We start from the raw sequence: 12,656 nt of genomic DNA, 5'->3' as shown, positions 1-12,656 counted from the left end.
GGCTGTGAGCCGTACTGATGAGCGATCCTCCGGCCCGTTCCCCGACCCGTCCGAACCGTCGTCCCCCGGGCCGTTCCCCGAACCGTCCGACCCGTCCTCCGCCGAGCCGCAGGGGCACGGGCTGCGGCTGTGTTCCTGGGACGCCGAGTCCGACGCCGATGTCGAGGCGTGGCTGCGGGGACGTACCGATCCCGACTTCCAGCGGTGGAACACGCCCCTGGTGTGGGACGCGACCTTCGAGGGCGCCCGGGAGTCGCTGCGGCGGCGGGCCGAGTCCGATGCGGCGGGCACGACCGTGGCCTTCCGCGTCACGGACGCGGAGAGCGGCGCGACCCTCGGGCAGGTCGGGCTGAGCGGGATCGACGCGCATCTGCGCAGGGCCGTCGTCGGCTACTGGGTGCTGCCCGAGGCCCGTGGCCGCCGGGTCGCCACCCGCGCCCTCGATCTCGCAGCCCGCTGGACCTTCACCGAACTCGGCATCCACCGGCTCGAACTCGACCATGCCGTCGGCCACGCCGCGTCCTGCCGTATCGCCGAGCTGTGCGGATTCCGGTACGAGGGGCTCCTGCGCGGGGCGGCGTTCGCCGAGGGGCGCCAGGACGCGTTCCGGGACGCCCACCTGCACGCACGACTGGCCACCGACCCGGCCCCGGAGAGCATTCGATGAGCGAACTGTACGAAGAAGTCGACGATCCCGACGGCTACTTCGGGGAAGCCGTCGCCGCGCACTACGACGGCGCCTCGGACGACCCCTCCGACGAGGTGTTCGGCCCGGAGGCCGTGAACCCCGTGGTGGACCTGATCGCCGGTCTCGCGGGCGGGCCGGGAGCCGAAGGGGGCGCGCGGGCGCTGGAGTTCGGGGTCGGCACCGGACGGATCGCGCTGCCGCTCGCCCGGCGGGGGGTGCGCGTGCACGGCATCGACCTGTCGCGGGCCATGGTGGAGCGGCTGCGGGCCAAGCCGGGAGGCGAGGACATCGGGGTCACCATCGGGGACTTCGCGACCGCCCGGGTCGAGGGCCCCGGCTTCCCCGTCGCGTACCTCGTCTTCAACACGATCAACAACCTGACCACGCAGGACGCCCAGGTGGACTGCTTCCGCAACGCCGCCGCGCATCTCGTGCCCGGCGGCTGTTTCGTGATCGAGGTCCTGGTGCCGGACCTGCGGCGGCTGCCGCCGGGGCAGAACGCGGTGCCGTTCCGGGTCGGTCCGACGCGGCTGGGGTTCGACACGTACGACGTGGCGACGCAGGGGATGCGGTCGCACCATGTGACGGTCGTCGACGGACGGACCGAGTACCGGTCGATCCCCTTCCGATACGTCTGGCCGGCCGAGCTGGATCTGATGGCCCGGCTGGCCGGGATGCGGCTGCGGGACCGGTGGGCGGGGTGGAAGGGGGAGCCCTTCACGAACGACAGCACCAAGCACGTGTCCGTGTGGGAGAAGGTCCGAGCGGAGTCCCCCGTCAGGGCCACAGCAGCTCTGTGACCCAACCCTCCCCTTCCCGGCGGTAGTTGAGCCGTACGTGTCGGCGCCGTGCGTCGCCCTGGAAGAACTCCACCTCGTCCGGCTCCACGACGTACGCCGTCCAGGAGGGCACGGGCACATCCGGCTCCCGCTCGGCCCGCGCCCAGGCCGCCTCCGACGCATGCTCCAACTCCTCGTACGAGGAAAGGACTTCGCTCTGGTGACCCACGAGGGCGGCGGCCAGTGCCCCCATCGAGCGGGCGTGCAGGTCGGCTTGGGCGACCTCGGCGGGCTCGACCGTGACACGGCCCCGCACCCGTACCGCGCGGCCGAGGAGGGGCCAGTAGAAGCCGAGCGACGCGTACGGCCGGTGGGCGAGCTGGCGGCCCTTGCGGCTTCCGGCGTGGGAGGCGAAGTGCCAGCCGCGCGCGTCCACGTCGTGCAGCATCACCGTACGGACGTCCGGTCGCCCCTCCGCGTCCGCCGTGGCCAGCGACATCGTGTGCGGCTCCACCTCCCCGGCTGCCACGACCTCCCCGAACCAGCTCGCGAAGAGCGGCACCGGCTCGGCAGGGGCCGTGGCCGGGTCGAACAGGGGCAGCGCGCTGACCTGCGGATCCCAGACGCGCAGCCCGCGCAGCGCCTGGACGAACTCGGACGACGGGCAGGGCGCGAATGCGGCCTCGGCCTCGGCTTGGGGCCGGGGCTGGGACTGCTCCTGCGACTGGGCCTGGGCCTGGGGCCGGGAAGGGGGCTCGATCATGGGTGGGACGGTCTCACACCGTGCCCAGGTCGGACGAGACCCACCTCTCGGGACGCATACGGATGACGACCTGGTCGCCGTGGTTGGCGGAGGAGAACTCCACGTAGCCGTCGACCTTCTCGGGCGGGAGGTAGCGCGCGGTGATCTCCCGGAGGTCGTCGAGGGTGGCGGGGGCCGTGTCGGTGATGGGGCCCTCGACGGAGACGTAGCGGATGGTGGGTTCCAGCCGGTCGATCATCAGGGTGAAGCGTCCGGCGGCCTGGATCAGCTGGTTCTTGCGGGAGTCCCGGCCGGTCATGACCCAGATGTCGCCCCCGGGTGCGTACTGGTACCAGATCGGCACCGTCAGTGGGGCCCGCCCCTCTCCCGCGTCCACCGCCAACGCGGCCACATGAACCTCGGCCAGAAACTCCTCGCGTTCCTTGCGGGACAGCGCCATGTCACTTCCTCCGGGATGCCTCGGGGTGCCTGGGACCGCCCCGTGGTGCGTCGGGGCGCCTTCGCCTGCCGAGTCGCTTCAGCGCGTCGGCCCCGCCGCCTATTCCGGGCCCGTCACCCCCGCCCCAGGACCACCGTCCCCGAGGAGCAGAACCAGCCACCCGTGCCCGAGGCGACCGCCAGGCGGGGGAGGTCGCCGGTGCGGGTGCGGATCTGGCGGGTGTCGGCCTCGCCGCGCAGCTGGCGTACGGCCTCGACGAGGAGGAAGAGGCCGCGCATGCCCGGGTGCTGGGCGGAGAGGCCGCCGCCGTCGGTGTTGACGGGGAGGTCGCCGGTCAGGGTCAGGCGGCCCTTCTCCACGAATGCGCCCCCCTCGCCCTTGGCACAGAACCCTAGGTCCTCCAGGGTCACGAGGGTCATGTACGTGAAGGCGTCGTAGATCTCGGCGAAGTCGATCTCGGCGGGGCGCACTCCGGCGCGTTCGAAGGCCAGGCGCCCGCTGACCGCCGCCGGGGAGACGGTGAAGTCGGGCCACTCGGACATGGTCGTGTGGGAGGTGTGCTCGCCGGTGCCGAGGACCCAGACGGGTGTCGTCGGCCGGCAGTCCCGTACGTACTCCTCGGCCGCCAGCACGACCGCCGCGCCGCCGTCGGAACGGATACAGCAGTGCAGCTTGGTGAAGGGGTCGGCGATCGGCGCGGACGACAGCACGTCGTCGACGGTGATCGGGGTGCGGAACATCGCCTCGGGGTTCGCCGCCGCGTTCGTCCGGGCCTGCACGGCCACCGAGGCCAGCTGTTCCAGGGTCGTGCCGTACTCGTGCATGTGGCGGCGCGCGGCCATGGCGTACTTGGCGATCAGGGTGTGCCCGTAGGGGACCTCGTACTGGAGCGGGCCGCGCGCGCCGAAGGAGAGGTTGCCGGTCCGGCGGCCCGCCTTGATGTCCGCGCGGGCCGTGGAGCCGTAGACGAGGAGGACGACGTCCGCGTGCCCGGCGGCGATCGCGTCCGCCGCGTGCGCCGCCATGACCTCCCAGGCCGCGCCTCCGACGGAGGTGGAATCCACCCAGGTGGGCCGTAGGCCCAGATACTCCGCCACCTCCACCGGCGCGAGCGTCCCCAGGCCGGCCGAGGCGAGCCCGTCGACGGCCGTGCGTTCCAGCCCCGCGTCGGCGAGGGCCCGTCGGGCCGCCTGCGCGTGGAGCGCGTACGGGGTCGCGTCGTCCACCCGTCCGCAGTCGGACAGGGCGACGCCGACGATCGCGACGTTCCGTCCGGTGTTCCGCTTGGCGCTCCGCGTGGCGCTCTTCGTGGTGCTCTGCGTGGACTTCTGTGGGACAGGCACAGCGGTCATGAATCTGACGGTACATCAGATAAGAGGGGCTGCGGCTGTCTGCGGTAACTCCGCGCGGCAACCCTGTGCTTCGCTCGCCATCAGCCCTAATATGACGGACCGTCAGATCCGGAGAACGTTGGCTGGGAACCGAAGGGGGACCGCCCATGGACGCCCGCTTCACCGCCGAGCAGGAGGAGATCCGGCGCACCGTACGGGAGTTGCTGCTCAAGCGCTGTGGTCCGGAGGAGGTCCGGGCCGCCGTGCGGACGGCGGAGGGGTACGACGGCGGGCTGTGGGTCGCCCTCTCCGACCAGCTCGGGCTGCCGGGGCTCGCACTCCCCGAGACGTACGGCGGCGTCGGCTGCTCGGTGACCGAACTCGCCCTGGCGACCGAGGAGTTGGGGAAGGTGCTCGCGCCCTCGCCGCTGCTGTCCGGCTCGGTCCTCGTGGCTCCCCTGATCCTCGTCCTCGGCACCGAGCGGCAGCGCGCCGACCTGCTTCCCCCGCTCGCCTCCGGCCGGCTCACCGCCGCCCTCGCGGTACCGGGCGGCGCCCTCTCCACCGCACTGGCCCTGACCTCCGACAACAGAGGCGCCTGGTCGGGCGGCGGGCGGGCCGGCGGCGTCCAGGCGCGACGCGTCGGGGAGGGGTGGCGGCTCTACGGGGAGGCCGGGCAGGTCCTCGACGGGCACAGCGTGGGGCTGCTGGTCGTCGCCGCGCACACCGGGGGGTACGCCCGCTCGCGGACGCTGCTGTTCCTGGTGCGGATGGGGAGGGGGGACGGTGGCGGGGCTGGTGTCGGCGCCGGGGTCATGCGGGTGCGGCAGACCTCCGTCGACGAGACGCGACCGCTGGCCAGGATCGAACTGCGGGACGTGCAGGCAGAGTTGCTGGGCGTCGATGACGCGGCGGACGTGCCGGGAGCCCTGGCGCAAGTCGGGGACGCCGCGGCCGCCGTGCTCGCCGCGGAGGCCGTGGGCGCCGCCGACCGGGTGCTGGAGCGGACGGTCGCGTATGTGCGGCAGCGGGAGCAGTTCGGGCGGCCGATCGGGTCGTTCCAGGCGGTGAAGCACCGGCTCGCGGATGTGTACGTGGCGGTGCGGGCGGCCCGTTCGGCGGCGTACTACGCCGCCTGGGCGGTCGCGGCCGAGTCCCCCGGGGAGGGCCGTCGTGAGGGCGGTGAACGGGTCGGTGGGCTGGCGCTCGCCCAGGCCCTGGAGGCCTTGCGGGTGGCCGCCGGGGAGGGGATCCAGCTGCACGGGGGGATCGGGTTCACCTGGGAGCACGAGGCGCAGTCGTACTTCAAGCGGGCGGCGGGGGACGAGCTGCTCTTCGGGCCGGTGCACCGGCTACGGGGGCGGGCGGCCGACGCGGCGGGGGTCTTCACGGGCGACGGCCGGGAGCGGGACGGCCAGGGCCGCGACGGCCTGGGCGGTGGTGTGCGGGCTCCCGGGGTTCGGGATCTCGGTGAACGGGACGTACGCGAGGAGGTGCGGGGCTGATGGCTTCGAGGAGTGCGGCGGGGATGACCGGCGGGATCAAGGACATGGGCGTACGACTGGTGCAGAAGGTGTCCTCGGCACCCGCGTTCGCCCGGGTCGCGCCGCACGTCATACCCGCCCTGGACCGGGCGGTGCACCGGGTCACCCGGGGGCGTGTGCTGCTCAGCGCGCAGTTGCTGCCCGGGGTCGTCCTGACCGCGACCGGCGCGCGCAGCGGGGTGCCGCGTCGTACGCCGCTGGCCTGTATGCCCGAGGAAGGGGGCGGCAGTTGGGTGCTCGTGGGGTCGAACTTCGGCCGGCCCGGTCATCCCGCCTGGAGCGCCAACCTGCTGGCCCACCCCGAGGCCGAGATCAACTGGAAGGGGCAGGACATCCCCGTCACCGCGCATCTGCTGGCGGGTGCGGAACGGGCCGCCGTATGGAAGGAGTTGCTGCGGTTCTGGCCGCCGTACTCGACGTACCAGGCCCGGGTGGACCGGGAGATCCGGGTGTTCCGGATCGTGCGGCGCTGAGGCGCTCGCCGAGGGAGTCGCGGGCCCCGGGCCCTGAACGCGGCAGGCGGCACTCCTCGGGTGAGGGTGCCGTCTGCGTGACAGGAATCGCGTCCGGGGGCGTGCCCGGGGGCTCCTGGCTACTTCGTGGGCTTCTTGCCGGTGATGCCCAGGTGGACCAAGAGGGCCAGGTTGGGCTTCAGTTCGGCCTGCTTCACGCCCCAGGACTGGAAGCCCTTCTGGTGGCCGGAGACCGAGGCGAGCATGGCGACCAGGGAACCCGCGAGGGCGCCCGGGTTCACGTCCTTGTCGACGCGGCCCTTGGCCTGGAGCTCGGCGACCGTCTCCGAGAGGGAGTTGGTGACCGAGTTCAGGATCTTCATACGGATCTTGTAGAAGCGTTTGTCGCCCTCGGCGGCGCCCAGGTCGACGACGCGGAGGATGGCGTCGTTCTTGCGCCAGAACTCCAGGAAGCCGTCGACGAGTTCCTGGGCGGTCTGCCAGCCGGCCTTGCCGACCCAGGAGCGGCCATCGAGGAGGCGCGTCAACGTGGCGCCCTCGGTGGCCATTTGCTCGGCGATCTCCAGGACGGCGCCCTCGACGTCCGGGAAGTACTGGTAGAAGGTCGCGGGTGAAGTGCCCGCCTTTCTGGCGACATCAATGACTTTGACGTCCCGGTAGGGCGACGAGCTGAGCATCTCGCTGAGGCAGTCGAGCAGCTTCTGCCGGGTCGCCTGCCCTCGTCGGCCGGCCACGCGGCCGTCGACGGTACGCACTTGTCCTGTCATGCCGTCAGCTTACCGAGGGGTGATCGGAGCGCGATTCGGCCGACTGCAAATGGGGAGTGTGGGCTTCACCAAGGGGTTCGGGTGGTGAGCGGGGGGCGCCTTGGCCATTTTCTTTCGCCCCGGCCGCCCTTACCCGTCCCTCCCCCACTCTCGGCTTCGCTCGAGCGGGAGGTGCCCCCACCCAGGGGCTTGAAAAGCGCCGGGCGCGACCCATGCCGCCAAGGGGCGCGGGGAACTGTGCGAGCAACCACGAATCACCCGTACCCGGCGACGCACAGGCACCCCCCACCCCCCGCCGGCCTCAGAACGTCGCGCGGTCGGACGCGTTCGGCGCGCGGGTGGGGGCGTGCGCCCGTAGCTTGGCGGCATGGCCGATGTGACGGGTGGCGCCGCCGAGACGGGAATCGCCCCGTATCCCGAGGGCGTGCCCTGCTGGGTGGACGCCCAGTTGCCCGACGTGGAAGCGGGCAAGCGGTTCTACGGCGAACTCTTCGGGTGGACCTTCACGGTGGCCCCCGGGGACGGCGCGCACGAGGTGTGGGCGCATATCGAGGGCGCCCCCGTCGCCGCCCTCGCCCCCAAACCCGACGGCCGCCTCCCCACCGTGTGGACCGTGCACTTCGCGACCCCGGACGCGGTCGCCCTCACCGCCCGGATCGTCGCGGCCGGCGGCCAGGTGATCACCCCGCCCACCCCCGTCGGCGGCCTCGGTACGGCCGCGCTCGCCACGGACCCCGAGAGCGCGGTCTTCGGCCTCTGGCAGGCCGCCGCGCACCACGGCTTCGGCCGGCGCCACGAGCCCGGCACGTTCACGTGGGCCGAGCTCTACACCCGGGACACCACGGCGGCCAACTCCTTCTACGCGCACCTCTTCCACGACGCCCTCTTCGGCCCGGACGCCACCCCCGACTTCGGCCGTGCCACGCTCACGGACGTCTTCCCGGCGGAGATGCCGCCGCATTTCCTGGTCCACTTCGGGACGGAGGACTGCGAGGCCGCGCTCGGGACCGTCAGCCGGCTCGGCGGCCGGGTGCAGGTGCCGCCCTTCGACACCTCGTACGGAAATGTGGCGGTCGTCACGGACAATCAAGGGGCATCGTTCGCACTGCTCCAGCGGACGGACGAAAACGGCTGGCGGGAGGCCCCGCAGGCGCCGGATCAGGCCGAACAGCGCCCGGACGACCTGCGGCAACAGGGGGAGGACCGGCGCGAGGACGAGGGGCGACCTGCGGGAGAACGCGCGGCGGACGGCCCGGAGGACGACGGCTGACCAGCGGGAAGACCGCTGCGGCTCAGGAGACCGGCCGAGCGGCGGTCCGGTGCTCGCGCGGGGCGCGCGGGGGGCGCCGGGCAGGCAGACGTACGGGGTTGTGCGCCGGTGGTACGCGGCCCGCCGCACTGTCCCACCATCCGGGCTCCCACTTCCCGAGGGGCGGACAACGTGGTTTTGTCCTGAGACACCCCGTTCCGCACCCGGGTTCGCACCTGCCCCCGGTAGCAGGAAGAATCGGGGTGCGTGCCGCCATGGCGGTGCGGTGGTGAGACGCTGCACGGGGGTCGCGCGCACAACGTGGGTGACGCGGTCCGTACGGGGAGGTGGCAGGGCAAGTGGTGGATCAGCTGACGCAGCACGATCCGCGGCGGATCGGGCCGTTCGAGGTGCTGGGACGGCTGGGGGCCGGCGGCATGGGGCTGGTCTATCTGGCGCGCTCGGCGTCGGGTCGGCGCGTGGCGATCAAGACGGTGCGGACCGAGCTCGCGGAGGACCAGCTCTTCCGGGTCCGTTTCACGCGTGAGGTCGAGGCGGCCCGCGCGGTGTCCGGTTTCTACACGGCCGCCGTGGTCGACGCCGACCCGCGTGCCGCCGTGCCGTGGCTGGCGACCGCGTACGTCCCCGCGCCCTCGCTCGAGGAGATAGTGAACGACTGCGGGCCCATGCCGGTCCAGGCCGTTCGCTGGCTCGCCGCGGGTGTGGCCGAAGCCCTCCAGTCCATCCACGGCGCCGGACTCGTCCACCGCGACCTGAAGCCCTCCAACGTGCTCGTCGTCGAGGACGGGCCGCGCGTGATCGACTTCGGTATCGCCTCCGGCGTCTCGAACACGCGTCTGACGATGACGAACGTCGCCGTCGGTACCCCGGCGTACATGTCGCCGGAGCAGGCGAAGGACTCGCGCAGTGTGACCGGCGCGAGCGACGTCTTCTCGCTCGGCTCGATGCTCGTGTTCGCCGCCACCGGCCACGCGCCGTTCCACGGGGCCAACCCCGTCGAGACCGTCTTCATGCTGCTGAGGGAGGGGCCGGACCTCTCCGGGCTCCCGGACGACCTGCGCCCCCTCATCGAGTCCTGTATGCAGATGGACCCGACCGCGCGCCCCAACCCCGCCGACCTCCAGGCGCAGCTCGCGCCCCACCTCTTCGGCTCCGGCTCGGACGACAGCGGTACGGCGTCGGCGTGGCTGCCCGAGAAGGCGGTCAGCCTGATCGAGACCCGCCGGGGCGGACGCCCCGCGGCCAAGCCCCAACAGGCCTCCGGCGGCCGCAGCGGTGGCGGGGCGCGCCCCGCACCCGTACCCCCGCCCCCGCCCTCGTACGACCCCGCGCCCGTCGCGCTCGGCGCACCCGACACCGGGCCGGTACGGCTCGCGGGCGGTCAGGTGCCCATCGGGCCCGGTCCGCGCGTCGCCGACGCCCGCGCCGCCGCCGTCAAGGCGCCCCCTCCGGAGGCCGGTCTCGCCGCGTCCTGGTCCCGGCCGCGCGCCGGCGTGAACGGCGCCGACCCCGCGCCCGCCGTGGCCCCGCCCGCCCCGGAACCGGCCGCCTCCGGCTGGCGCCCCTGGCGTTTCCGCATGTCGAACGACGTCTGGGGCACGCCGTCCGTCGCCGGGGACCTCGTCTACGTCACCTCCTTCGAGGTGCACGCCCTGGACGTGGCCACCGGCCGGCGCCGCTTCAAGACCCGGGACGTCGCCTGGTCGATGGCGGTCGCGGACGGGCGTATCCACGCCTCGGACGGCCCGACCCTCTTCGCGCTCGACGCCCGCGAGGGCGCCGACCTGTGGCGGCTGTCCACGGAGGCCTGGGTGTACTCGCTGAAGGCCGACCGGGGCACGGTGGTCACCGCCACCCGGGGCGGCGGCGTCCAGGGCTGGGAGGCGTCCAACGGGCAGAAGCTGTGGGAGCTCACCGGCGCGCAGACCGACTTCGAGTCCCCGGAGGCCGGGCCGGTCGTCCAGGACGGCACGGTGTACATCTGGAAGGACGCCCGGCTGCGCGCGCTGGAGGCCCGGACGGGCGAGGAGCGCTGGTCGTACCCCATCGGCGACGCGGCCTCCTGCGGCGGCGTCCCGGTACGGCTGACCCCGGCCTCCGACGGCTACGTCTACATCGCCGCCGGGAGCCGCGTCCTCGCCATCGACATCGCCGGCGGTCACGTCCGCTGGCACTTCGAGGCCCCTGCGGTGTTCCTGTCCGCCCCCACCTTCGCGCCGGGCCCCGCCGTCACGGGCGGCGGTGTCTACCTGGCCGACTACCTCGGCACGGTCTACGCCCTCGACGCGACCGACGGCCGTGACCGCTGGCGCATCGCGACGGAGTCCCGTGCCTCGGTGGAACCGGTGCTGGTTGCCGCGGGCCATGTGCACGTCGGCAGCGGCAAGGGGCTCTACACCCTCGACGCGGTCACGGGGACACCGAAGTGGCGCTTCCAGGCGGGCGGCGAGATCGTGGGCGCCCCGTCGGTGGCGGAGGGCCGTATCCACTTCGGCTCCACCGACCACCTCCTCTACACGCTGAAGGCGGACGACGGCCGGCTGCGGTGGAAGCTCGCGACGGGCGGGGAGATCACCGGGTCGCCGGTCGTCAAGGACGGCGTCGTGTACGCGTGCAGCAAGGACCGCTGCGTGTACGCCCTGGACGCGGAGAAGGGGACGGGGACGGCGCGGACCACGTAGGCCGCGCGGCGGTGGACGGCCCCGCGCGGACCGGGGCACGGGGCGCGGCCGAAAACGGTATGGTGTCGTGCACCTGTCACCGCCGCGATTGTTCCGTTTGCGTGCGTGTGGCCTCAAATCGACGCTACTCAACGGGGGTTGAGCAACGTGAAAACTCGTCATGTCCGAGCCGTCGCCGTGTTCGGCATCGTCGTCTTCGCTCTCACCGGGGCCCGCGGCTCGGGCGGGGGCGGCTGCTCGGGCGGCTCGTCCTCCTCGTCCAGCTCCAGCGGCGGCTCCAGCTCCAGCGGTGGATCGGACAGCGGCTCCACGTCCACCTCGGGCGGCAGCACCACCGTGGGGACGGGCGGCTCGTCGAGCTCCCAGCGCGGCGCCGCGAGGGACCTGAAGATCGAGACCTGCACCTACGACAACGGCCTCGTCTCCCGCGTCCGCGCCACCAACACCAGCTCCAGCAGCACCTATTCGTACGAGTTCGACCTGGAGTTCACGGACGCGAGCGGCACCGTGCTGCACACGGCCGAGGACAACAGCATCCCCTCGGTGCCGCCGGGCGAGTCCGCCACCGTCGAGGTGAAGGCGCCCGCCGGCACGGTCGACGACGGCGGCGCGAGCGGCGGCAGCTGCAAGCTGGCCGACCTGGAGCGCTCCTCCTTCTGAGGCTCACCTCTGAGGCTCACCTCTGAGGCTCACCTCTGAGGCTCGCTTCTTGGCTCCGTACCGGGGCTCACCGCACCCGGAACCCGCCCGGCCGGCGTTCGGCGAACAGCTCGGACTGCCGGTCGGCCGGGAGGTTGCCCAGGGAGATCAGGTGCGGTGCCTGCGCCAGAGCGTGGGTCCGCGCCGCCTCCCACGCCGCCCAGCAGGCCCGTACCGTGCCCTGGACGGCCTCCGTCGGATACCCGGCGACGATCTCCGCGCACCGCACGGCCGCGGGGACCGCCTCGCCGGGTTCCGTCACCTCCGACACCAGCCCCACCTCCCGCGCCCGCCGGGCCGACATCCGCTCGGCGGTGCCCAGCAAGGCCATGCGCGCGGCCTCCCCGTACGGCATGCGCTGGGCCATCAGGATCGACTCGAAGGCGCTGACCATGCCGTAGCCGGTGTGGGGGTCGAAGAAGGTGGCGGAGGGGTCGGCGACGAGGAACTCCGACTCGCCCAGCAGGTAGAAGGCCCCGCCGCACGCCATGCCGTTCACGGCGGCGATCAGCGGTTTCCAGCAGTCGTTGGACTTCGGGCCGATCCTGAGGAGGGGGTCCTCGATCGCGTACGGGGAGTTCGGCTGCGGGACGGCCGTCGCCGCGTCCCGGTCGAGGCCCGTGCAGAAGGCGCGCTCGCCGGCACCGGTCACGACGACCGCCCGTACCGTGTCGTCGTACCTCAACTCCCGCCAGAATTGGGTGAGTTGTTCTGCCATTGGCAGGTCGATCGCGTTCAGTCGCTCCGGGCGGTCCAGGGTCAGCAGGGCCACGCCCGTGGTCCTGTCCGTCGTCGTGCGCAGGGTCACGGTCGCTCCAGTGCCCATTGGGGGAGTCCGGTGGAGGTGAACACCACCTGCACCCTCGCCCCGATCCGGATCCGCTCGGCCGGGACCGAGTCCAGCCGGGCACCCGGTCCGCTCACCAGGTTGCCGACGAGGCGGATGCGGGGCGCGTCGGTCAGTTCGACGAGGACGACGTGGTACGGGGCCTGCTCGGCGTAGTCGGGGAGGAGCGGCGGGTGCGGGCGGACGTAGGACCAGATCCGGCCCCGGCCCGAGACCCGGCGCCACTCGGTGGCGAAGGAGCGGCAGTGCGGGCAGCAGGGGCGGGGCGGGAAGCGGAGTTCGCCGCAGTCGGCGCAGGCCTGGATCCGTAGTTCGCCCCGCGCGGCGTACTCCCAGAAGGGGGCGCCGTCGTCGTCCACCACCGGTGTCAGCATG

Annotated in this window: 13 protein-coding genes; 7 read left to right on the top strand and 6 right to left on the bottom strand. The window is 72.9% G+C overall.

From position 1 onward, the window contains the following. Positions 1 to 4 precede the first annotated feature (4 nt). The gene (locus tag PUR53_RS22365) at positions 5 to 667 is read left to right on the top strand and encodes a GNAT family N-acetyltransferase (RefSeq protein WP_329909440.1); all 663 of its coding nucleotides are present in this window, start codon (positions 5 to 7) and stop codon (positions 665 to 667) included. After that, positions 664 to 1,488, top strand: a complete 825-nt coding sequence (locus PUR53_RS22360; protein WP_329909439.1) for a class I SAM-dependent DNA methyltransferase — start codon at positions 664 to 666, stop codon at positions 1,486 to 1,488. Before PUR53_RS22365 ends, PUR53_RS22360 begins: the two co-directional genes overlap by 4 nt. On the opposite strand, the gene PUR53_RS22355 is transcribed toward PUR53_RS22360, so the two are convergent. From PUR53_RS22355 to PUR53_RS22345, 3 genes are all read right to left on the bottom strand, one after another. Then, complete coding sequence (locus PUR53_RS22355; RefSeq protein WP_329909438.1) at positions 1,466 to 2,230, bottom strand: pyridoxine/pyridoxamine 5'-phosphate oxidase; 765 nt, start codon at positions 2,228 to 2,230, stop codon at positions 1,466 to 1,468. The two genes, PUR53_RS22360 and PUR53_RS22355, sit on opposite strands and share 23 nt — an antisense overlap. Positions 2,231 to 2,243: 13 nt before the next feature. Next, positions 2,244 to 2,669, bottom strand: coding sequence for a pyridoxamine 5'-phosphate oxidase family protein (locus PUR53_RS22350; RefSeq protein WP_329909437.1), 426 nt, complete (start codon positions 2,667 to 2,669; stop codon positions 2,244 to 2,246). Between the two features lie 113 nt (positions 2,670 to 2,782). Next, positions 2,783 to 3,895: a thiolase C-terminal domain-containing protein gene (locus tag PUR53_RS22345; RefSeq protein WP_443080349.1), complete on the bottom strand. Its 1,113-nt coding sequence runs from the start codon at positions 3,893 to 3,895 to the stop codon at positions 2,783 to 2,785. Between the two features lie 272 nt (positions 3,896 to 4,167). Between PUR53_RS22345 and PUR53_RS22340 the strand changes: the two genes are divergently transcribed. Continuing rightward, a complete protein-coding gene (locus tag PUR53_RS22340; RefSeq protein WP_329909434.1) occupies positions 4,168 to 5,505 on the top strand; it encodes an acyl-CoA dehydrogenase family protein in 1,338 nt (445 codons plus the stop codon). Continuing rightward, entirely contained in the window at positions 5,505 to 6,017 is a 513-nt protein-coding gene (locus tag PUR53_RS22335; protein WP_329899861.1) for a nitroreductase/quinone reductase family protein, read from the top strand. Before PUR53_RS22340 ends, PUR53_RS22335 begins: the two co-directional genes overlap by 1 nt. A 119-nt stretch (positions 6,018 to 6,136) precedes the next feature. Here the strand turns inward: PUR53_RS22335 and PUR53_RS22330 are convergent, their stop codons facing one another. Further along, the gene (locus PUR53_RS22330) at positions 6,137 to 6,784 is read right to left on the bottom strand and encodes a TetR family transcriptional regulator (protein ID WP_329909432.1); all 648 of its coding nucleotides are present in this window, start codon (positions 6,782 to 6,784) and stop codon (positions 6,137 to 6,139) included. A gap of 367 nt (positions 6,785 to 7,151) precedes the next feature. Between PUR53_RS22330 and PUR53_RS22325 the strand changes: the two genes are divergently transcribed. From PUR53_RS22325 to PUR53_RS22315, 3 genes are all read left to right on the top strand, one after another. Then, complete coding sequence (locus PUR53_RS22325) at positions 7,152 to 8,054, top strand: VOC family protein (protein ID WP_329899860.1); 903 nt, start codon at positions 7,152 to 7,154, stop codon at positions 8,052 to 8,054. Between the two features lie 338 nt (positions 8,055 to 8,392). Beyond that, entirely contained in the window at positions 8,393 to 10,735 is a 2,343-nt protein-coding gene (locus tag PUR53_RS22320; protein WP_239755251.1) for an outer membrane protein assembly factor BamB family protein, read from the top strand. 138 nt (positions 10,736 to 10,873) lie between these two features. Then, the gene (locus PUR53_RS22315; RefSeq protein WP_443078232.1) at positions 10,874 to 11,395 is read left to right on the top strand and encodes a hypothetical protein; all 522 of its coding nucleotides are present in this window, start codon (positions 10,874 to 10,876) and stop codon (positions 11,393 to 11,395) included. Between the two features lie 67 nt (positions 11,396 to 11,462). Here PUR53_RS22315 and PUR53_RS22310 read toward each other — a convergent pair whose 3' ends face one another. Continuing rightward, complete coding sequence (locus PUR53_RS22310; protein ID WP_443080346.1) at positions 11,463 to 12,260, bottom strand: enoyl-CoA hydratase/isomerase family protein; 798 nt, start codon at positions 12,258 to 12,260, stop codon at positions 11,463 to 11,465. Then, entirely contained in the window at positions 12,239 to 12,655 is a 417-nt protein-coding gene (locus PUR53_RS22305) for a Zn-ribbon domain-containing OB-fold protein (protein WP_329899858.1), read from the bottom strand. Before PUR53_RS22305 ends, PUR53_RS22310 begins: the two co-directional genes overlap by 22 nt. Position 12,656 lies beyond the last annotated feature (1 nt).

The sequence above is a fragment of the Streptomyces sp. SP18BB07 genome (assembly GCF_036322545.1).
GTDB classification, from domain to species: domain Bacteria; phylum Actinomycetota; class Actinomycetes; order Streptomycetales; family Streptomycetaceae; genus Streptomyces; species Streptomyces deccanensis.
This window is presented reverse-complemented; position numbering and strand designations above follow the sequence as displayed.

Bases quoted from the DNA above. Each gene is read 5' to 3' on its own strand.
- PUR53_RS22360 (WP_329909439.1), top strand. From the start codon at position 664: ATGAGCGAACTGTACGAAGAAGTCGACGATCCCGACGGCTACTTCGGG.
- PUR53_RS22355 (WP_329909438.1), bottom strand. From the start codon at position 2,230: ATGATCGAGCCCCCTTCCCGGCCCCAGGCCCAGGCCCAGTCGCAGGAG.
- PUR53_RS22350 (WP_329909437.1), bottom strand. From the start codon at position 2,669: ATGGCGCTGTCCCGCAAGGAACGCGAGGAGTTTCTGGCCGAGGTTCAT.
- PUR53_RS22340 (WP_329909434.1), top strand. From the start codon at position 4,168: ATGGACGCCCGCTTCACCGCCGAGCAGGAGGAGATCCGGCGCACCGTA.
- PUR53_RS22335 (WP_329899861.1), top strand. From the start codon at position 5,505: ATGGCTTCGAGGAGTGCGGCGGGGATGACCGGCGGGATCAAGGACATG.
- PUR53_RS22330 (WP_329909432.1), bottom strand. From the start codon at position 6,784: ATGACAGGACAAGTGCGTACCGTCGACGGCCGCGTGGCCGGCCGACGA.
- PUR53_RS22325 (WP_329899860.1), top strand. From the start codon at position 7,152: ATGGCCGATGTGACGGGTGGCGCCGCCGAGACGGGAATCGCCCCGTAT.
- PUR53_RS22310 (WP_443080346.1), bottom strand. From the start codon at position 12,260: ATGGGCACTGGAGCGACCGTGACCCTGCGCACGACGACGGACAGGACC.
- PUR53_RS22305 (WP_329899858.1), bottom strand. From the start codon at position 12,655: ATGCTGACACCGGTGGTGGACGACGACGGCGCCCCCTTCTGGGAGTAC.